Origin of the sequence: Algibacter sp. TI.3.09 (genome assembly GCF_038154905.1) — a bacterium.
Classification (GTDB): Bacteria; Bacteroidota; Bacteroidia; order Flavobacteriales; family Flavobacteriaceae; genus Algibacter.
In genome coordinates this window covers 168,920-189,796 of record NZ_JBAKAN010000001.1, presented here as the reverse complement: position 1 = coordinate 189,796, position 20,877 = coordinate 168,920, and the positions used below count along the sequence as shown (strand labels likewise).

The 20,877-nt window shown below is 28.6% G+C and carries 17 protein-coding genes; 9 read left to right on the top strand and 8 right to left on the bottom strand.

Annotated features, from left to right (window positions below):
- Positions 1-2: 2 nt before the first annotated feature.
- The 4 genes from V6246_RS00730 to V6246_RS00715 form a co-directional block, all read right to left on the bottom strand.
- The gene (locus V6246_RS00730) at positions 3-692 is read right to left on the bottom strand and encodes a protein phosphatase 2C domain-containing protein (protein ID WP_341558531.1); all 690 of its coding nucleotides are present in this window, start codon (positions 690-692) and stop codon (positions 3-5) included.
- Positions 682-1,113 carry a hypothetical protein gene (locus V6246_RS00725; RefSeq protein WP_341558530.1) on the bottom strand — a complete coding sequence of 144 codons (432 nt, stop codon included), beginning with the start codon at positions 1,111-1,113 and terminating at the stop codon, positions 682-684. Before V6246_RS00725 ends, V6246_RS00730 begins: the two co-directional genes overlap by 11 nt.
- A 145-nt stretch (positions 1,114-1,258) precedes the next feature.
- Positions 1,259-1,951, bottom strand: coding sequence for a vWA domain-containing protein (locus V6246_RS00720; RefSeq protein WP_341558529.1), 693 nt, complete (start codon positions 1,949-1,951; stop codon positions 1,259-1,261).
- Between the two features lie 157 nt (positions 1,952-2,108).
- Complete coding sequence (locus V6246_RS00715; protein WP_341558528.1) at positions 2,109-3,203, bottom strand: helix-turn-helix transcriptional regulator; 1,095 nt, start codon at positions 3,201-3,203, stop codon at positions 2,109-2,111.
- Positions 3,204-4,016: 813 nt separating this feature from the next.
- Here V6246_RS00715 and V6246_RS18450 point away from each other — a divergent pair.
- Positions 4,017-4,136: a Fic family protein gene (locus V6246_RS18450; protein ID WP_445818981.1), complete on the top strand. Its 120-nt coding sequence runs from the start codon at positions 4,017-4,019 to the stop codon at positions 4,134-4,136.
- A gap of 286 nt (positions 4,137-4,422) precedes the next feature.
- Complete coding sequence (locus V6246_RS00710) at positions 4,423-4,605, top strand: hypothetical protein (RefSeq protein WP_341558527.1); 183 nt, start codon at positions 4,423-4,425, stop codon at positions 4,603-4,605.
- 49 nt (positions 4,606-4,654) lie between these two features.
- Here V6246_RS00710 and V6246_RS00705 read toward each other — a convergent pair whose 3' ends face one another.
- Complete coding sequence (locus V6246_RS00705) at positions 4,655-4,906, bottom strand: HNH endonuclease (RefSeq protein WP_341559888.1); 252 nt, start codon at positions 4,904-4,906, stop codon at positions 4,655-4,657.
- Between the two features lie 845 nt (positions 4,907-5,751).
- Between V6246_RS00705 and V6246_RS00700 the strand changes: the two genes are divergently transcribed.
- The 7 genes from V6246_RS00700 to brxL all read left to right on the top strand — a co-directional run bounded on the left by V6246_RS00700 (position 5,752) and on the right by brxL (position 18,076).
- Positions 5,752-6,492 carry a hypothetical protein gene (locus tag V6246_RS00700; protein WP_341558526.1) on the top strand — a complete coding sequence of 247 codons (741 nt, stop codon included), beginning with the start codon at positions 5,752-5,754 and terminating at the stop codon, positions 6,490-6,492.
- Positions 6,493-7,306: 814 nt separating this feature from the next.
- Positions 7,307-8,437: a cysteine desulfurase family protein gene (locus V6246_RS00695; protein WP_341558525.1), complete on the top strand. Its 1,131-nt coding sequence runs from the start codon at positions 7,307-7,309 to the stop codon at positions 8,435-8,437.
- 55 nt (positions 8,438-8,492) lie between these two features.
- Positions 8,493-9,275, top strand: a complete 783-nt coding sequence (locus tag V6246_RS00690; RefSeq protein WP_341558524.1) for a DUF4007 family protein — start codon at positions 8,493-8,495, stop codon at positions 9,273-9,275.
- Complete coding sequence (locus V6246_RS00685) at positions 9,268-9,681, top strand: hypothetical protein (protein WP_341558523.1); 414 nt, start codon at positions 9,268-9,270, stop codon at positions 9,679-9,681. The genes V6246_RS00690 and V6246_RS00685 overlap by 8 nt, the downstream gene beginning before the upstream one ends.
- A 23-nt stretch (positions 9,682-9,704) precedes the next feature.
- Positions 9,705-14,330 (top strand): hypothetical protein, encoded by a 4,626-nt coding sequence (locus tag V6246_RS00680; RefSeq protein WP_341558522.1) that lies wholly within the window; start codon positions 9,705-9,707, stop codon positions 14,328-14,330.
- Positions 14,331-14,342: 12 nt separating this feature from the next.
- Entirely contained in the window at positions 14,343-16,646 is a 2,304-nt protein-coding gene (locus V6246_RS00675; protein ID WP_341558521.1) for a hypothetical protein, read from the top strand.
- A gap of 5 nt (positions 16,647-16,651) precedes the next feature.
- The gene (gene brxL / locus V6246_RS00670) at positions 16,652-18,076 is read left to right on the top strand and encodes a BREX system Lon protease-like protein BrxL (protein WP_341558520.1); all 1,425 of its coding nucleotides are present in this window, start codon (positions 16,652-16,654) and stop codon (positions 18,074-18,076) included.
- A 364-nt stretch (positions 18,077-18,440) separates the two neighbouring features.
- Here brxL and V6246_RS00665 read toward each other — a convergent pair whose 3' ends face one another.
- The 3 genes from V6246_RS00665 to V6246_RS00655 are packed head-to-tail and all read right to left on the bottom strand — an operon-like array spanning position 18,441 to position 20,876.
- A complete protein-coding gene (locus tag V6246_RS00665; RefSeq protein ID WP_341558519.1) occupies positions 18,441-18,977 on the bottom strand; it encodes a 3'-5' exonuclease in 537 nt (178 codons plus the stop codon).
- A complete protein-coding gene (locus V6246_RS00660; protein WP_341558518.1) occupies positions 18,974-19,732 on the bottom strand; it encodes a hypothetical protein in 759 nt (252 codons plus the stop codon). Before V6246_RS00660 ends, V6246_RS00665 begins: the two co-directional genes overlap by 4 nt.
- Positions 19,733-19,748: 16 nt before the next feature.
- Positions 19,749-20,876, bottom strand: a complete 1,128-nt coding sequence (locus V6246_RS00655; RefSeq protein ID WP_341558517.1) for a phosphoadenosine phosphosulfate reductase family protein — start codon at positions 20,874-20,876, stop codon at positions 19,749-19,751.
- Between the last annotated feature and the right edge of the window lies 1 nt (position 20,877).

Below are 20,877 nucleotides of genomic sequence, written 5' to 3'. Positions count from 1 at the left end.
ACTTATTTTTTGAAAAGTGATACAATAGTTTTGTCATCTGTATGACCTTTAACTGGCCAATTCTTTAACCATTGCTTAACTTCGTAATTTCTTTTTCTTGAAGGTGTATTTTTATATGCTTCCAAATAATTATTAAAAAAGGGCAAAAGGTTCTCTTTTTTAATATCCTCAGAAATACCATCACTACACATAACTATAGAATCAACATCTTTTTCCTTATAGATACACCATTCTATTTTTAAATCCCTACCAAATGGAGTCGTGTAATTAGTAAACATATCTTTATCTTCTTCTACAATAATATTATTTTTTCCTAATAACGCAATTACGCCATCCCCAACTCTACCTGTATATATTTTTTCATCTTTTATTATTGCGAATAAAAGCGTTGTTGCCGTTTCTTCTTGGTTATATGGGTATATATTTATATTCCATAATGATTTCAATAATGGTTCAAATAGTTTGATGTCTGAATTAAAATCGAAGAGTACAGCTGTTTTTGTTACAGCTTTTACCAATGCTGATGACCCTATATGAGATTGCTTTTTACTACCCAAACCATCACACACAACTCCAACTATACCCCAAGAATATTTTTTCACAATATAAGAGTCTTGATTAGGTATGCTTTCTTTTACATGAAGAGGACCTATTCCTGAAACTCCCCAACCACTCCATTCCTTACCACTCATCTTCATCTTTATTTAGTGATTTTCCTAATAAGTCATTATTAAACAACAAATATTCTAAAGCCTTAATTACATTATCGCTAGTAAATAATTTACTAGAAAATTTATTTAAATTGAGTTCGTCTGCATCAACCCCCACAGCTATTGCAACATCAAATATTTTCTTCCCTTCAATTTCAAATAACCCATCACTAAGTAAAATACTATTACTTAAAAAGTTGTCTTTACTTAATTTTACATCATTAGAAAATTTGACTCCTTCCATGTTTACAATCTTAGTTTTATCTAACTTATAAAAACAAGTTTCTATTGATTTAAATTTACAATAATCTTTTATAGATTTCGCTATATACAAAAGGGCACTTCCTTTACCCATTTCATCCATACTTCCAGAGGTATCCAGATAAACATTAATTATTTTCACTTTTATATATGTTTTAAATAAGTTGAATTAGAATCCACTAATTTTGAATATACTTTCCTTATTAATCTTATTTTTAGATAAGATATCTTACTGTAAGTCCTGATAAATTAAAGACTATTCTGTAATAAAAACAATTCAAATAATTTTAATCGAATTTAAAACTATCTAAATCGTTAATATCAATGTCTCCATTACTTAAACTTTCATCTATGTTAATTGGTGCATTTTTATTCACCGATTTTGTTCTCATAGAAACTGACATCGTTATTTTTTTAAATACATCCATTATTTTACTCGCATCTTCTGCAAGGAAAAGAGAATTCTCATTACCTGATATGAATTTTTCTAATACAACTTTATCTGCATCATCACCAATTGCCACAGCTAACCTATCGCATTTAGAACTTCTACCATTACCTACGAAATTATCTAATGATTTTTCCCAATCATCATTTGGTGCCCCATCTGATAACAAAATAACTGCAGGACGATAATCTCTACCTTTAAAAATAACCTTATCTTCAATCATTTCTTTTGCCATTCTTAATGCCTTTCCCATCGGAGTCATACCTCCTGGGTTTAATTTCTCAAATTCGATAGTAGAGACTTCTTTTAACGGTGTATGAAGTTGCACATCTTCATTACCAAAAGTGATTATTGAAAGTTTAATAAATGTTTCTAATGTTTCTGCTTCCTTAAACTTTGTAATCATTAATTCAACAGCATTGTTCAATGCTATAATCGATTCTCCTTGCATACTAGAACTTGTATCTAGTAATAAAACTACTGGTATAGACTTTGGTTCTTCTACTGTAAAATCTGCTGGATTAAATGCCATATTCTTTATATTTTTATTAATTTTTAAACTTTATAATGCAACCAAAACATCAAACTACACGGACTTGCTGCATAGTTATAAATATTTTTTTTGAAAATTATTCTGAAAATAATGTTCATTAACTTATTTATTTGGAGAAGAATTTATCTCTCTATTTTCACTCATAATTCTCAAGTGCTTTTTTGTACTTTTCAATTAAGATATCTCTTAGTTCAATAGGTTCAATAATTTTAATAGTAGAACCAAAAGAAAGTAACATGGCTATTAATTCAAAATTAATAATTACATCAATTGAAATCACCTCATATTCATCATCTCCCTCGTTCTTATGCCACTTCTGTGAATCATGGATAGGCTTTGTTTCGATATAATTAAACTGCATTTTTTCGACCCTAATTTTTATACTAGTAGCTTTTTTCGAAGGTAAATTCTCATACCTATTTTCATATTTAGAAACCCCAACCTTATCTGAAAAATAACTTTCTTCTCCAAAAAGACACTTACGTTCTTTCTCCTTAAAATTATCTTTCGGTAATATTGTATGCGATTCAATTCGAGCTAAACCAAAATAGTCTATAGACTTTTTCTCATGATTAAAAACAAACAAAAACCACCTTTTGTTAAATTGCTTTAATAAATAAGGAGATACTTTGTACTTTTTAATATCACCATTGAAATATTTATACTCTAAATCTAAAACTTCCTTTTGATTTATAGCGTCAAATAACTCTAGAAATAATTTTCCCTGGTCCATTTCAAATTTGGAGTGACTTTCGAACTGGATTAAAGGGGTAATCACGTTTTCCTTTTCAAAAAAATTCAACTCTTTTAATTTCGAATAACCTTTACTTCCTAGAGTATGAAATACCTTTTCATTAAGCTTATTAAAGGAAAGCCCATCAAGACTCAATAAAACATCATACATAAGTACCATATGTTCCATACCAGAATGTAAAAACAATTGTTTTGCAATTTTAATATTTCTTGTTTTGTATTTATATACGACAGGCTTACCTTCTTTCAAAATATTAATTTCTAATAGCTTCTCTAAAGTATCAATTCCTTTTTCAATTGTACGAACATCATTAATTTGATCTAAAGAATAATCTCTTAAATCCAGGTTAACTTCTTTTTTTAGTTCCTCTTTCGTAGATGACTTAAGACTATTTAATACATTGTGGATTGCTATAATAATTACTATATTTCGTTTTTTAGTTAGTGGTAGTTGACTTTTATTTTTAGACAAACTCATAATTGATTATTTTAACATTAAAAATACATATAATGATTATAGCTAAACCTTTTAACTATAAATATATTTAGACATCTACTTTAAATTATTTTTTAAATGAAATGAAGATCTATTTTATTTTAATGTTTCTACTAAGGTTACCAATAAACCTAAGCCTGCTATTACTAATCCTAATATTCCTTTATCACTCATAATTCCTATTTTTATTATATTTTATAAATTATTGTTTGGTCTCTATAGATCCTTTATCATCCTTTTTTAATTCTGCTGCTAATAAACCTACTACCCCTACTAATGCTGTTGTTAATAATCCTAATATTTTATTTTTCATCTTATCTCTTTTTATTTGTGATTATGCTTCTGCAAAGTTAAATGTCTACTTCGCGTTAAGGTCGCGCGATTCCTTTTCTATTGATCCTTCTACTACCAAGGTTACCAATAAACCTAAGCCTGCTATTACTAATCCTAATATTGCTTTATCACTCATAATTGCTGTTTTTATTATATTTCATAAATTATTGTTTGGTCTCTATAGATCCTTTATCATCTTTTTTTAATTCTGCTGCTAATAAACCTACTGCCCCTAATAATGCTGTTGTTAATAATTCTAATATTTTATTTTTCATCTTATCTCTATTTATTTGTGATTATGCTTCCGCAAAGTTAAATGTCTACTTCGCGTTAAGGTCGCGCGATTCCTTTTCTATTGATCCTTCTACTACCAAGGTTACCAATTAACCTAAGCCTGCTATTACTAATCCTAATATTTCTTTATCATTCATAATTGCTGTTTTTATTATATTTTATAAACTATTGTTTGGTCTCTGTAGATCCTACCAAAATGGAAAAAAAACGATAAAACACGCAGCTATTAGAGCTGCTATTGCTCATTTATATTTTGAAAGCATTCATTCTTTTGAAGATGGTAATTGAAGAATTGGAAGAGCGATTGCTAAAGAAGCCCTTTTGAAAAACATAGATAGTCCTTTATTAATTAGTCTTTCTACAAGTATTGAAAAAGAAAAAAAGCAATCTATGAATCTTTAGATATTGGACATGGAACAATGTAATAACTAATTGACTGCAATACTATATTGATCTAATATTAGATGCGTTAGATTTATCTGAAGCTCTTATAGATTTTACGTTGAAAAAAACGATTCTTTTTGACATCTATAAATCGAAATGAAATGATAGAAAATTAAAAGTAATTAAACGGATGTTAGCAGAAGGTATTGAAGGGTTTGAAGGAGGTACTACCATTAAAAATTATATTACTATTGCTAAATCTTCTAAAAAGACTGCTACATGTGATTTACAAAATTTATTAGAAATGGATATTTTAAAATTACTCCGCAAAGGACGAAATACTTCTTATCAAATCAATTTCAACAAAACATAATTATTTTATAAAATTTATATTTGTCGTACATTTATCCACTAAACAACAGTTAAAAGAAAATAAAAGTGTACAGCTTTTGTACACCAAAACTGCTACAAACCCAATAGAAAAAGCAAATATTACATATTGTATCGTAATCTTCATTAATTGTTATAATTCCCCTATCAAAAGCTCTGTGTAAATTTGGAGATAATGATAAACCATTTGGTATTGTATCATCATTTGAAACACTAAAAGGAATAATATGACAACCGTCAACCATTTGTATATTAACAGATGTCTCTATTTTCATTTCAGAAATGCAACAAGAATAATTATATATTTTAGGAATAGTCCTTTTGAATAAAAGACTTCTTATGAATATTTCCTCTTAATATCCATCATCATTAAGTTTTGATTTTAAGCCAATAATTAAATTTTGATAATCTTCTCTTTCTTCTTTTAAAATTTGATTTTCTATTTTATTCTCTTTACTATCTTAAGTTTGATTACAGAAATTGGCTTTACTATTTTTAAAATGCTTATCAAGTAGAATTTCAATAAATAAGGATGAATTATTTTTATCCATTAAAGTAGTATATAACTTTCTGTCTATCTTTGCAAAAGCTCCGGTTTCGTTAAGACTTTTAAAGCTTTTAATACTTTTCGAACTTGTTAATTCAAGTGATTTTCCGTTTTTTGAAACTAAAAACAAAAAGGGTTCGCTTCTCAAATGAAAAAAAGGAAGATAAAATTTTGGAAAATGATTTGTTTCAACCAGATGCCTTATTATTTAATGTATAATTCTACTAAATCACTAAAGTTGGATTTATAATATTAGATTTTTTTTATAAAAAAGATTAAAAACAGTTAAAATTTATTTTTTTTATTTATATTTAATTCCCAATAAGCTATAAGCAAGCTTATTACACACTCTCCCTTATTTTTTTCATATTATTAGCACGAGGTAATTTTAGTAACGATTCACGCCATTTATTAATTCTCGTTGTTATTACGTTAACCAAATTAACGATTAAATAAAGGCTATTATTTTCACTTAAACACTAAAAAACTACTTAAAGATAAGTCAAGATAAGACATTCTCTATAAAAGATTCTTATTTAGATTTTTAGATCTTATAAATTACTAACCTAAAACCAAATAATTATGAAAAAAGTTCTTTTAATTACATTTATCCTTTCTTTTTGTTATTCTTACAGCCAAAATGTAGGTGATTTATTTACTTCAAAATCCGCATCAATACCAATTACTTTTGTAAAAACATTTGATTCTAAGGCAGACACAACATCTCATTCTGATTTTTTAATTCCTTATATAAGGTATGAAATAACTGGAACAACTGCGGGTTTTATTGAATTTAGCGTAAAAAGATTAGTTGAAAATGCACCAAGTGCAAAAGTACTTAATTACAAAATCTATAAAATGTCATCATCTGACTACACCAACAGAACGAAACCAGCAAACGGAAAAGAGATTTTACGCTTTGGAGCGCTCGCCTTACCTCTCAAATTACGATCTTCTGATGGAGAGATAAACTTTGAAACAGACCTAAATGTTAATTTTGCGTTGGCTATCAGACTTAATGAAAGTTTTATAAACGACTGGGATTTAACTTGGCAACTGGGATTTGGATTTGGTTCAACTGATTTAACTTCAACCAATTCAAGTATTGAACAAGGAAAAGATCAAAGCGTTCAGATACTTACAGGTCTTACAGGCTTAAATTTAAACTTTAAAGGGATACAAATAGGACTTTATACTGGCGTTGACTACATAAATAATCAAAGTCAATATAATTGGAAGTATAATGGCAATATGTTCTTATCAGCCGGCATAGGTTTTAATATTTTCGGAGGTCAACCTAAGGGAGAACAAGATAAACTATAGAAACAAACTCCTCAAAAATTATTTCTTTTATTCTTAAATAAAAATCTTAGCAAGTTTAATATATCTGAGTTTTATAGCCTATTTAGGTATTGTAAACTTGCTACTTTTTAAAAAGTAAATAAAGAAAATTCAGCTGAATTCTCAATATAATTCTACATTAGAAAAGTAATAATATAAGTAAACAACTTTGACTGTTTTATTACATTAATAGTTTTATAAACACGCCTCCCATCCTTTAGATCAATATTTAAGAGTGTGCCCCCCTTTTTTGAACACTCAAAAGCCTATTGCCTTAGTACAAATAAATTGTTTACGCCTTCACTTATAATTTAACTGGGAAATAAAACTTAGTCAAGTTTTAAAGAGCAACCTAACACACCAATAAACAATTCTTTAGAATCCACTTGTAATATTATAAAATTAAGAATATTAGATATTTAACAATACCTGTTCCCTCTAGTAATCAAGCATAAAAACACCTATTATCTACTGATTAATACTTTTTTCAACATCATCAATAATAAATTCAAAGGATTTCAATAAAACAAAAATTTAGAACCGAGTAAACACTTCTTTACTGTATAGTCTTCAACATATTAAGAGAGCTAATCGATTCAATAAAGATTAGCTCTTTTTTTATAGTCTCCCCAAAATAACAGAAGGTTTACAAAAAGACTTAATACTGTCTAATAACTAGATATCAAAAGACAGAAAAAGAAAAAAAACGCAAAGAAAAATAAGACAAACCTTACTAGATTATTGCAAATTTGATACATTAGCAATAGTAAATTTTTACAAAAACAAAAAATATTAATTGAAAAACGAAATAACATATTTAGACTCAGCATCTACAACTAAAACAGACCCAAGAGTTCTTAAAGAAATGCTCCCCTACTTTACCGAGTACTTCGGAAATGCTTCTAGTAGTCATAGTTTTGGTAAGTTAGCTAATGAAGCAATAGAAGAAGCTAGAACACAAGTTGCAGAAATTATTAACTGTGATAATAAAGAAATTATTTTCACATCTGGTGCTACAGAATCGATAAACATGGCAATAAAAGGTTATGTTGAGTCTAATCCGGATAAGGGTAATCATATTATAACTGTGAAGACAGAACACAAGGCGGTATTATCTACTTGTGAATATTTGGAGACTAAAGGTTTTGAGGTGACTTATTTAGATGTCGATAAAAATGGTGTCATTTTATTTGACCAATTACGGGATTCCGTAAAAGAAAACACTTCACTTGTTGTAATTATGCATGTGAATAATGAAACAGGTATAATACAACCAATTAAAGAGATAGGTGAGTTTACAAGAGAAAATAATATTGCCTTCTTTTGTGATGCAACTCAATCTGTTGGAAAAATAAAAGTAGACATTGAAGATGATTATGTAGATATGCTTTGTTTTTCTGGACATAAATTAAATGGACCAAAAGGGATTGGTGTTCTCTATAAAAGAAAAAACATAGAATTAACACCTTTAATTCATGGAGGTGGACAAGAGAAAGGCTTAAGAGGAGGGACCTACAATACACCTCTTATAGTGGGGTTGGGTAAAGCTTGTGAAATAGCCTGCGATGAGTTAAAACACAATATAGATGTAATTGAACAAAAAAGTAAATTTCTAATTCAAGAATTAAAAAAAATTAAAGACTCTTTTGTCGTTGGTAATCAATACTATAGGGCTTCAAACATCATAGATGTTATTGTACCAGAATTAAATTCTGATATAATTATATCTAAAATTCCGTTTTTGGCACTAAGTAATGGATCAGCATGTACTTCTCAGATTATCGAAAGTTCTCATGTGTTAAAAGCTATGGGGTTTACTGATGCAGAATGTAGCCAGTCATTAAGAATCTCTATTGATAAAACTATTAGTTTAAATCAAATTATTGAGTTAGTTGAAATCATTCAAAATGAGGTAAAAATCAAATGATTGTTTAAAATACTATTCCATTCAATATTATGGATAATAAATACTAAAAGTACAAATGCAAAATATAACTAAATACGGAGGGTTTAAGTTAGATAAAAATGAATTATACAAACTTTTTTATCTAATATACAATAACCCCACTTTCAAGAAAAAAGATCTTCTTTTAGAGTCTGGATTCGGAAATAATAAAGTTGATAATTTAAAACTTTATTTAAAACACCTGAATCTGCTTGATAAGCTTTATAGGCCAACCGAACTTGCCAAAATTATTTATTTAAATGATAAATATTTTGAAGATGAAATAACGTTATGGGTATTGTTTTACCATTGGACTGAAAAAGAATCTAATCCATTTTTATATTATCACCTAAACGAATCAACTGAAGCAAAAACGAAAGAGAATTTAGCAAAAGATTTTCGCTCTTGGTCTATTCTAAATGATATAAAAACTGACTATGGTGATGATTTTGTAAAAGGTTTAATTAATATCACAACGAATTCATTTTTAGATTCGGATGCTTTTAAAAATCTAAATATATTTAGAGTTCAGAATGATAAATACTATAGAGATATCCCTTATAAAGTCAATGCCTTACTGTTAGCTTATGTCTTGTATGATAATCGGAATGGAAGAACAACTATAACATTTGATGAGCTGTTAGAAGAACCAAATAACATAGGGAAAGTTTTCAATTTAGATAAAGAAACATTATTAGAACAAATTTATGGCTTACGTGATCTTGGTTTACTTAAATATGTACAAACAGCAAACTTGCAGCATATTGTTTACACTTATCAAGAAGCAGCTTTAAAATTATTAGATAAATATTATGAATAAAATTAGTGATTTCATTTCAATTGTCGAAAATTCAAGAAAAAGAACGGGGCTAATATATTGTGATGGATTATTCAATCCTATTGTAGATCAATTTAAAATAGTTATTCCTGAAATTTGCTTTATTGATTGTGCTGAATTTCATACAAATTCTCTCACTTTCTCACCAAAGGAGTTGTTAGATAAAATAGAGGATGAATGTAAAGTTAGGACAACCATCATTGCTAATTTGGAAACCTTTATTGTTTCTAATTCTTCTGGTTTTAAGGGCGAAATAGCGAGGTTGTTAACTTCAAGAGAGCCTTTGAAGCCTATATTTTTCTTTTTTTATTCAAAAAATTTATTTCGTGGTTTTAGAGATGTTTATGAGTCAAAAGAACTTAACCGATATAATATTGTTGAACTATAATATTAAACTAATTAGAGTAACACATGAAATTAAGTAAAGTTATAAAATTATCTGATGCTTTTGCTACTGAGGTAAATGTATTGCGTGATTATTCCTACAGAAGTCCCGAAGGGAATTTAGAAAAGGTTAGAGGCTATCTTCCTAATAAAAGTTCTCGTGATATTCTTAAAAGTATATTGCTAAGTTGTTCTGAGAGCACGGATAAAAAACTACATTTAATAATTTCTTCTTACGGAACTGGAAAATCTTATTTACTATTAATATTAGCTAATATTTTAGCTAATAATAAAATTGAAACTAGTTTTATAGATAAAATTAAGGACAAGGAGAACTATTATAATGATGGGCTTTCGGGTGCTTTAGAAAATCATATTGAAAATTCTGGGCCAATGCTAATGGTAATACCAGAGTACGGTGATCTTGATTTTGATCATTCTTTGCTAGAGGGTTTGAAGTTTGCGCTAAAGAAAAATAATATTGATTATGTGCCTAAAACTAATTATGAAGAAGCGGTAAAAACTATTAATCATTGGAAGGAAAAAAGTCCTCAAAACTATAAGCAGTTAGAGAGTCATATTGAAAATAGTAGTATTAAGCAATTTATCGAACAGCTTGATTTATACGATCCAAGCACATATAAAGAGTTTAAAAAAATCTATAAGGAAATAAACGGAAGCCCTTTTTCAGATAGCCACACATCGGCATTTCCAATATTTGCTGATACGGCTAAAGCTATAAGAAAACAAGGTTTCCGAGGAATTGCTATTGTCTATGATGAGTTCGGCGAAATGCTTGGTAAACTGATTAATAGTTCTTCTTCTGCAAGCGGTCTTTCAATACAACAATTTATTGAAGACATAAAAGACAAGAAAGATAGCAGCAATATCATGTTTATTTCAGCAAGTCATCAAGATCCTAGTAGTTTAAGAGCAAGTAAGGAAAAGGATTTAAATAAAGTTATAGGTAGGTTTGAAAGACATCAATTGATGGTGTCAGAATCTGAAGGAGAGGAAGTAATGGGAGCGATTTTTATAAAAGAAAACCCTACTGAATTCTCTAAAATAAATGAAAACCTTTTATTTAAAGAAAATCTTGAAATGATTAAAGAGTTTAATCTCTATCCAAATAAAGATACTGAATGGGTAGAGTCTAAAATTCTTCAAAATCTTTACCCGTTGCATCCACTTACATCGTATATTCTTCCAAGGTTATCAGCAGAATTTGCACAGAATACAAGATCAATGTTCAATTTTTTAAGTCCTATAGAAACTAAAGACGGGGCTTTTAGAATATATTTGGAAGAAAAACATGTTTATGAAGATGATAAATTAAATCTTTTTACACCAGACTTATTACTAGGTTTCTTTCTTAAAAATATAAGGGAAGATAAAGGAGGAATGGTTCAGACTTATTATGAGGCTTACCAAGAGTCTTTTGGTAAAGTTAAAGATGTCTATCATAGGCAGATAATGAAGAATCTTTTTTTACTTAATATTTTAAAAAATAGTTTAATCCAGCCAAACGAAGAAACTCTCTTTTGGGCTATGAATTGGGAGAATTCTAGGAAAAGTGAATTTATAAACCTTTTACATGATTTAGTCTCAACTCACGAATTATTGGAGTTAAACCCTACTAATAAAAATTATCAATTTCCAGATTTTGGATCTGCTCCCTTATCAAAAATTATTGATGAAGAGGAAAGAAAACTAGATAGTCTCTCTTTGTCACAATGTATGAGTATTTGGAAAGGAATTCATGAAAAAGAAATCTTTTTGTTAAGGGATCAAAATAATAAATTTGGTTGTAATAGAAGTCTGTTCACTAAATCAATTAATGATATCGGTGATTTAATTATTAGTTTAGATGAATTAGAGAAATATTATACGTCAGGTACAAAATATTTTGGAAATGGATATTTATTTTATTTTATTGGAAGTTCTGAGGATGAGATTGAAGAACTTAAAAGCAAGGTTTTAAAGAAACCTTTTTTAGCTCCATACATCATATTTGGTTCACCTGTTAATCTTCTTCAATTTGACTCTTTAATAACAGAAACACTTCGCTACAAGTCAATTGAAAATACTTCAAAACGATCTGATATTATACAAAATCCAGCAAGATTAAAAAATATACAAGATCAATTTCAAATTGTTAGAGGACAACTTGAAGTTAAAATTAAAGATTTATATGAACCTTCAAATTGGAAATGGAATTATCAACAGGAGTGTGATATTGAATTAAAGTCAAAGCCTAAATTTAGTCAATGGGTTAGTTCTAGAATGGAAATTCTTTTTTCCGAAACACCCGTAATAAAAGATGATGCTTTATGGTTCATTGAAGGCAACAGAGGGGCTAAAGATCGTAAGCAAGCTTTAGATTTACTCTTTAATTCAGATAAAGATCGTATAGTATTGAGAGATGATAATGATAATGCTGCTCACAAAAGAATTATCAGAAATTTCTTCACTAACATAGAATTAACATCAGATAAAAAGAGAGAAAAGAATATTCAGTATGGGGAAATAAAAATGCCTGCTCAGGATTCGCAAATATTTAAAGCTTGGAAACTTATTGAAATTAAGCTTAAATCAGGCTCGTATGTCAATCCTATTGAAATAATAAATTCATTATTACAAGCACCTTATGGATTATCAGAAAGTATCATAAAGCTATTACTCACTGCTTATATTAGATATGATATTGAAAGAATAACTATTTCTAATTCTAAAAGTAAAATTGTTCGGAATTTATCTGTAGACCTTATTGATTCACTAATTAAAAAGCCTCAAGATTTTTTAATTAGAAAAATTGAAATTTCTGGGCCTGAGCTCCGATATTTAAATCAGTTAAAAAAATTATTTGATAAACAAGATGTAAACACATGGATGGACGTGTCTCAAAAGTTTATTGGTATAAATCAGTTTTTAACCACGCTATCGAAAACTATTATTAAAGATTCTGGAGACATATATTTACAGAAATTCTACGAATCTCTTGATGCGTTAAAAGAGGAATATCTAATAAAAGACTCTGACAAAGAGAGGCTTAGTCAGCAGTATTTTCAGGAATATCTGCCAAGTCTAGTTTTTAATAAAGGACGAGAATTTATCGAAGACTCGAGTGAAGTAGATATGTTAATAGAAAAGTTAGATTATTTTAAAAAATACCCAGGAGAGAAAGAGGCAGAATTAAAAACTGATATTATAAGAGAATTAGCAAAACAAGTTTTTGAAACTACTATTGTAACAAAAAACGAAATCACTCCAGTAGTTTCTAAATGGTTCAAAAGCTTACCCGCACCAAACCAGAGTGGTAAGTTTGAAAGTGCTATAATTAAAACTTGGTTGTTAGAGATTAAAAATAGTTTTACAAGTGAACCATTTGAGTTGTATTTAGTTAAACTTAATGAAGCTCCATTGAAGGATTGGGATGATATTTCATATGGGAAGTACAATTTAATTAATAGATTCAAGGAATATAAAAAACAAATTGAAGAATATACGAAGAGCCCGTTAGAGGTCTTTCAAATTATTGCCCGTGAAGCTCTAGAAAAATCAGCTGCAGAATGCGATTCTGAAGCTAAGTTTGATGATTTTATGAAAGAATGGTGGGATTCAATGTCAGCTATAAAACAAGTGGAACAGTATTCGGAGGAAACAAATTTATTGGTTTCTCAAATCTTATTCCCTTCTGCTACAAAAACACGTTATCTTGAAACAATTCCTCAAGCATGGGAGAAAATTGAATACCTACCTAAACATATTTCTTCTCAATGGGAATCCTGGAGCAATAGTGATGCAGGAGTTATAGGAAAAAAATATCGAAAATGTATTGATGAAATTACACAGTGGAAGCCTCCCGTAGAGCAAAAACTAGTTTTTATTGCTTTAGGAAGGCTATATGATAATAATAAAATAAGCGATTTAGATTCGCTATATCTTGAAGTAAAAAAATGGTTTAATCTATTACCCGAAAGGACAAAAATTGCAAATTGGAATAAAACAGAAGTTAACATTTCAAAGTTAATAGCATCTTTAGACGAGGAAAGCACTTTTGAGACATTTATATTTGAAGAATCTGCCGAACTATTTAATTTACCTCTGTTTAAGGAATGGAATGATACAGTTTTGGATTCTTATATCGATAAATTTACCGATTTGAAAAATATACTTGACGAGTATAAAAGACCTTTGTTTGAACTCGTAGAAGCTTATGAAGAAAAAACTAAGGACAAATCCTCGAATGAAGAATCATTTTGTTATAAACTCCATAGTAATATTCAGCAATCCGATGCATACAAGAATAAAATCGATGGTAAGCTATTTAATGATTCGGTTTCTACCATTATCTATGAAAGTGCTCAAAAAACAGCAAATGATTTTAATCTTAGCAATATTATACCATTGATTTCAGAAGAGTTAAAGATTGATAGTAATTCAAATCTATGGACTGATAAAGAACAAAAAGCTTTTATAACTTCATTAAAGAAAGGCGTCAATAATTTGATTAAATGGAAATTTCCAGAAGCAGAAAAACTTAAAAAAGCAAAAACAAAAGTAAAACAGGAAATCTTAATACTGCAAGATTCGCTTCAGCTAAATGAAACTCAAATGAGGAAAGTGTTAAATGATATTATTGAAGGCAAATAATCAGATTATATTATGAAAATAATTATTGATGAATATAATTTAGAAACTTATTCAGACGCATTTGTTGTTACTGATGATGAAACTTTTATTGAATCTCGAAAGTTGATATTAAATCATAAAATGGGTGATGATGATCTGCAATACAAAGTCATATTAGTTAATTCTAGTCCTTATAGCTCTTGGTTTTATGATGTTGAAAACGAGATAGATTTAGAGTATATATTGCCATCTAAAATTCTCCAAAATAAATTTAAAAATGTTAAAATTGATAAAGAATTAGAAGAAACAGATATTGTCTTTCTTAATCTTATTAATGATACTATTGAGCCAACCGAAAAATCAATTGTAAATAAGTATATTGGATCGTTTTTGCTAAATACCGAAAATTTGAAAGAAGTACTCTTTGAAATTACAAATTTTGCTATAAATCCACCAAAAACATTTTTAGATTCTAAATATTTGCAAATTAAATGGTCTAAATATTTAGATATTATAGTATGTGAAACAGATTTTATTAGAGCATTAGTTTCTAAAATTAAGGAAAGGGATAAAGATTTCTGTAAGGTTATTAATCAGTTAGTTTACATGTCAAATTCCAATACATTATTAAAGGAGTTTAGCCATGATGAAACGGCCTACTTGCAATCTAATTTAAAATGTTCAGCTCGAGATTTAGAAATGTTTTTTACTGAATCAAAGTTTGCTACAGATGTTAAAGAGCAATATGAAATAAAAATAGAAAGATTTTTTAAAATCGTTTTTCAAGAAGATATTACAGCGTTTTTTAAAGAAGAAGGTTACTATAAAGGAACTCTTAGAGCTTACTTATCACAAGTGAAATCTATTACAAAAAGTGAGAAAAAGATTATTTTTTCTAATTATAGAGATATATTAGACTACGAATTAGAAGAGAAAATACATTCATTAATTAAACCAGACCTTACTCCTCCTCCTTTAGTTGACAATATGTCTCTACCTGATAAAATTGATGCGTGGCATAATTGGGCAGTACAAAAATTTATTCCTTTTAAATTTTATCTAGATGAATTCCCTAATGATGATGATGTAAAATTAGTTGAAGAGTATGCTAATATTTATTCTGATTGGCTGTTTGATTCATATTCTGATATAATTCAAAGTGGTATTAAAACTAATTATAATATAACCAATAAAATTCATGATGAATTATCAGGTTCTAGTGTTATTTGGTTAATTATTGATGGTTTTCCATCTGTTTATACGGAAACATTAAATTCTATCTTAAAATCTCATGGTGTAAATAAGATACAAGAAAGTTACAATTTCGCAGCTATTCCAACTATAACGGAAATTGGCATGCCTACTCAGTTAGGAGGTGTTTTTCCTCAATCGGAAGGATATACAAATAATAAAGAGGAGTCATTGAAGAGAGCCTTTAAATTTAAGGATGTAATTTTTAAAAATAGCATAAAACATTTTGGAGATGCTTTAAGTTCAGATTTTGATCTTTGCTGTTTACATTGGCATGAAATAGATCAATTTATGCATAAAGAAGATAATCATATCGATACCAGAAGGATAGACGAAATAAAACGGTTGCTTAATGCTAGGATTAAACAGATCGCAAATGTGATAAAAGCTAGTACAGATAAGAAAATAAAACTTATAATATCTACAGATCATGGAAGCACTAAATGCCTTACCAAGGGGCTTACTATAAAAAATTCTTCATTACTAGAAGCATGTAAAGATAATCCAAAAGAAAGATGTGTAGAACTAACAAAAACTTTATCGAAAGCTCATTTAGATGAGAATGAAATTTATTATCTTAAAAAAGAAGTTTCTAGAAATGTTAAGGACTGGGCTTTAGCAAGAGGATATAGATATTTCGGAAGATTTGATTATGGCTACAGACACGGTGGCCTTACACCTGAAGAAACCATTGTTCCTTTTTTAATTTGTGAAGTAGCACAAAATGAAATATTACCAATTAAGGTAATTGTTTCCGGAGACGTCGATTTACGACTAGGATATACCGATAAAATTAAATTCATAATTAAAAATGATAATGATGCAGTTGTTGATATTGAAAGTATACAAATATTAGAAGATCAGAACTTCAATATTTCATTTAATCAAAAACTTAACCCACTATCATCAAAGATGTGTGAAGGTAATATTAAGCTACCCAAAAATATTCTGATTAAGGAGCATAAGACACAACTAAATGTAGTTATAGATTATTCTCTTTTTGGAGAAAAACAAAGAAAAACATTAGTAGTTAAAGTAGGGATTAAGAAATCGGTAAATGATAATCTAGACAATTTATTCAATTAAAAAAAATGGAAAAGGATTTAAAAGAAAAAATATTGGCTGTTTTTGAAGATGCTAGTATCGACAAAAACCTTTATAGCAGTTCAGGCTTAAACGAACAAAGTATACCTGTATTTGTTGGGGAGTGGTTAATAGATAGAGAGTTAAAAGGGGGAGAATGGGATGATGATGTTAAGGAAAAAGTATTGGATTTTGTATCTAGGTATATTCCTAAAAAAAGTGATATTGAACTTTTAAAAAGTAAGTTGAAAAATGGTGATAATGTTACAATTTTAGAATTTATTAGTCCAAAAGTAGACCTAAAGAAGAATGAGACGTACGTCGAGTCTTCAAGTTTAGGTAATCAGAAAGCTTTCATAGAAGAACAATTACTTGATCAATTTCCACGATTATTACAAGGTGGTCTTTGGGGTGCGGCTGTTTACAACTACCAAATAGATGATAAAGGAGGTGAAGTTTGGCTTCAAAATTTTGTACCGTTACAAGCCTCTCAAATCGATTTTGATAAATTTGCAGCTCAAAGACTTGAGTTTTCTTTGGAAGAATGGATTGCCATTTTAATTAATTCTATTGGATTAAATCCCGAAGGTTATACTAAAGATAAAACTAAACAGGTATTATTGAGTCGTTTACTTCCCTTTGTCCAAAAAAGACTGAATCTTTTTGAACTTGCACCCAAAGGAACTGGTAAATCATTTGTTTTTGGAAATTTTTCAAGATATAGCAGACTCGTTACAGGGTCAATATCGCCAGCAGTTTTATTCTATAATGAAAACTCAAAAGTTCCTGGTTTACTAACACAATTTGATGCTGTTGTTTTTGATGAAGCACAAAGTCTTTCATTCACAAATCCAGCTGTCACAGTTTCAAATTTAAAAACGTATCTTGAGTCTGGTAAATATGCTAAAGGTAAATTTGAGTCTACTGCAGATTCTGGAGCTGTATTTATTGCTAATGTGCAAATGGATTCTAACGGCTTGCCTATTAATTCAAAGAACTTATTTAAAGAACTCCCACAAATACTTCAAGAAACTGCTTTTATAGATCGAATTCACGGTATTATTGAAGGCTGGGAATTACCTAGAATTAAGACATCAACTTTGTCTAATGGAATGGGATTTAAAGCGGATTTTATTGGTGAAATATTCCATGCTTTAAGGAGTCGAGTTGAGTTTGATAAATTTGTTGAAGATAGAAGTCATTTTATTGGTACAACTGATTTAAGAGATAAGAAAGCAATTATGAGAATGGCCTCAGGCTTTTTGAAATTACTATTTCCTAATTTAAGAGATGTAAATGATGTAGATTTTATAAAGCACTGTTTGGAACCTGCCATTGCCTTGCGACAAAGAGTAAGAGATCAATTGCATTATTTAGATCCTGAGTATAAAAATTATGTTATAACCGTAGTTGATAAAGATAATATGTTTTAAAGAACTTAAATTAGTTGCTCTGTATATTTTTTAACCTATAAAATAAGAGAGCTTCAGTTTTATTAAAGAATACGTATACTATTGTTTGGAAAAAAACAAAACCCTGCTTAAGTCAAAAAAGAACAATCCCAGAATGCTAATAAAAGTAAAACAGAGCTTAGTTCTAAAATAGAAAATTTAAAAATAAATCATGATTTGATTAAGTCGTTTGAAAACAAGCATATCAGAAGTTATTAAAAAAAAGAATTTATAAATGATATTCACACTCTAATATTACAGTAATATTAGAGTGTGAATATCATTTATAAATTCTTACATAAAGGAATAAATTTAGTTAATAGGTCTTATAAACGCCTTAAGTCAATCAATTATTTGGAATAATTTTTTTATATATCTCAAATAGAAGTTTAGCATCCTCTAAAGCATTATGTTTCTCGCTCCTTTTTATGTTAAAATTAAGACAAGTGTTGTCTAGTGAATTTTTGTCTATTCCTATTTTATTTATTTTGTAATAAAATGACATTATTGACTGTAAATCTAAATGTCTATAGTTTATTTCATTATATTTTGTCATCATGTTATTTTGATGACAAAGTTTCCTAAAAAATGTTACATCAAAAGAAATATTCCAACTTGAAAAACAGTAATTTGTACCGAATTCCTCAAAAAAACTTAACAAGATATCCATCGATATAGGGTACTTCTTCAACTGATCTATGGATTCAATCCCGTGAGTTTTAATCGCTGATATTTTAAATTTTCTTTTTCTATTTGGGTTGATAAATGAATGATATTCCTTAACAATTTCTAAATTATCATTTACCAATACAGCACCAATTTCAATTGGGTGATCTTTAAAAACATCTATTCCGGTTGTTTCAAAATCTAAAAAACAAATCATTTTGGGTATATTTTTATAATTTCTTGATCATTAATCATAAGGTCTATTTCATTTTCAATTGAATTATACAAGTTTCTTCTATCATCTGATTTTTCAAAAAGAAAAACAGGATGTTTAAACAACTTACTAGTCGTGAGTTTTGAAGGAACATAATACAATTTATTGTCTATTTTATAAAATGAATAAGATAAGGAAGATACTTTTATTTTGTAAATCTCTAATGTTCCACGCTCTTCTTCGTCTATAGTTTCATAAATTTTTTGAATATTGGCAAAGCTCTCCTTTATTAATTTTTTTATACCTTCTGTGTCATATTTTTCGCCATCTTTAGACCACTGACTTCCATAGGCCTCAATAAAAGGATTATTCTCATCAAAAATAAAAAATCTTACTTTGGTACTTTTATTTGATAATGCATCTTTAATATATGATGATGAACTATTTATAAAAGATGAACCAAACATAAAAAAGATATCTGCTTTTTTACATTTACCAATATCCTTCTTGATGTCGTCAAAAGCTTCTTCAAAATTTTTAAATGTATTCCGAATACCTATTTTCTTATAAGTCTGAAAAGAATCATGTAGACTGTTTTGATAAATCATAGAAATAATAACACTAGCTAAAATTGAGCCTAACACAGTTGTTATAGATGTTACTATAATATTATTTTTCCAAATTAAATTTATAATTACCAAAGCCATAACTCCTATGATAGAAAATAAGGTTATGTCTTTATAAGATATTTTGAACATATTTATAGATTTTTAATTAAATAAAACAACTAGCACAACCTTCTCCTTCAGCTTCAAGAATATCGTCTTGCCATGATTGTCCTGTTCTAGATTTTTTCTTTTGTCTATTCATTCTTAAAAAATGCTCTTTCTTTATAGAAGCAACACGTTCAGGTTTTTCTAAATCTTCCAAACGTTCTGCCATCCAGCTATAGCCTTCTTTTTCGTATTCAATAGCTTTGGCATATAATTCAGGATGCTGTTCTAACAACCAAACCCACTCAATTTTTTGCTGGTAAAAACAGAAAAAACAACCAGATCTACTTCTAGAGTATGTTCCTTTTTTAATTTCACCATCAATCTCTACTTGATACTCAATTGGTTTATAATAAGCTGGAATACCTACTCCCGATTCTTCAAGAATCTGAAAAACATCATCTAAACCAATAATTTCATCATTTTCAATTAAAGGAAACTCATCTAACTTACCAATTGGGTAATCTGTAGTCTTCAAAAATTCAAAAACCACTTTATTAAACAGTTTTAAATCTACATCCATTAAAGCGTTTAGCTTTTGTGTTTGTGTGAACTTTGGAGAAATAAGTTGTTCAACATATTGCAAAGCATTAGGCAATATATTTTTATTAGCATATTCTTGATAATACGCTTTAACCATTTCGATATTAGAATTGATTAAAAGCTTTTTTATAACATCTTCACTCCAAATATTTTTTCTGAAAGGAAAAATAGTTTGAATATTTTCTTTTTTAGAAATGTAGCCTTCCCTGTTTTCATCTCCTCTAATACCTACATAAGAAATTGTTGGCTCATCACTTACATAAGCTTCAAAAGGCTGTAATTTCATCTTGTTTGTACACCATCTGGCTGTTGCAGAAGGTAAGTAGCCTCCATACATTGCTAAAAAGTGATCAAAAGGATTTTTCATAGGTGAATTATCCTCATCCATAGATTTATATAATTCAATATCTCGTCCTAAAACAGAATTAAGTCTACCTATTAAATCATAAGTTTCTTTTAATTCTTTTCCTGTATCACAAGTATAATATTCTATATCAAGTTCAGGGTATTTTTGACTCATGTAAATAGATAGTGCTGCACTATCTTTTCCACCTGATATACCTAATAAATGTTTTACTTTTCCCATT

What these genes read in the sequence shown, in the direction of transcription:
- V6246_RS00710 (WP_341558527.1), top strand. Translation starts at nt 4,423, where the DNA reads ATGTTAGCAGAAGGTATTGAAGGGTTTGAAGGAGGTACTACCATTAAA.
- V6246_RS00675 (WP_341558521.1), top strand. Translation starts at nt 14,343, where the DNA reads ATGAAAATAATTATTGATGAATATAATTTAGAAACTTATTCAGACGCA.
- V6246_RS00720 (WP_341558529.1), bottom strand. Translation starts at nt 1,951, where the DNA reads ATGGCATTTAATCCAGCAGATTTTACAGTAGAAGAACCAAAGTCTATA.
- V6246_RS00660 (WP_341558518.1), bottom strand. Translation starts at nt 19,732, where the DNA reads ATGTTCAAAATATCTTATAAAGACATAACCTTATTTTCTATCATAGGA.
- V6246_RS00715 (WP_341558528.1), bottom strand. Translation starts at nt 3,203, where the DNA reads ATGAGTTTGTCTAAAAATAAAAGTCAACTACCACTAACTAAAAAACGA.
- V6246_RS00730 (WP_341558531.1), bottom strand. Translation starts at nt 692, where the DNA reads ATGAGTGGTAAGGAATGGAGTGGTTGGGGAGTTTCAGGAATAGGTCCT.
- V6246_RS00680 (WP_341558522.1), top strand. Translation starts at nt 9,705, where the DNA reads ATGAAATTAAGTAAAGTTATAAAATTATCTGATGCTTTTGCTACTGAG.
- V6246_RS00665 (WP_341558519.1), bottom strand. Translation starts at nt 18,977, where the DNA reads ATGATTTGTTTTTTAGATTTTGAAACAACCGGAATAGATGTTTTTAAA.
- V6246_RS00655 (WP_341558517.1), bottom strand. Translation starts at nt 20,876, where the DNA reads ATGGGAAAAGTAAAACATTTATTAGGTATATCAGGTGGAAAAGATAGT.
- brxL (WP_341558520.1), top strand. Translation starts at nt 16,652, where the DNA reads ATGGAAAAGGATTTAAAAGAAAAAATATTGGCTGTTTTTGAAGATGCT.
- V6246_RS00685 (WP_341558523.1), top strand. Translation starts at nt 9,268, where the DNA reads ATGAATAAAATTAGTGATTTCATTTCAATTGTCGAAAATTCAAGAAAA.
- V6246_RS00690 (WP_341558524.1), top strand. Translation starts at nt 8,493, where the DNA reads ATGCAAAATATAACTAAATACGGAGGGTTTAAGTTAGATAAAAATGAA.
- V6246_RS00700 (WP_341558526.1), top strand. Translation starts at nt 5,752, where the DNA reads ATGAAAAAAGTTCTTTTAATTACATTTATCCTTTCTTTTTGTTATTCT.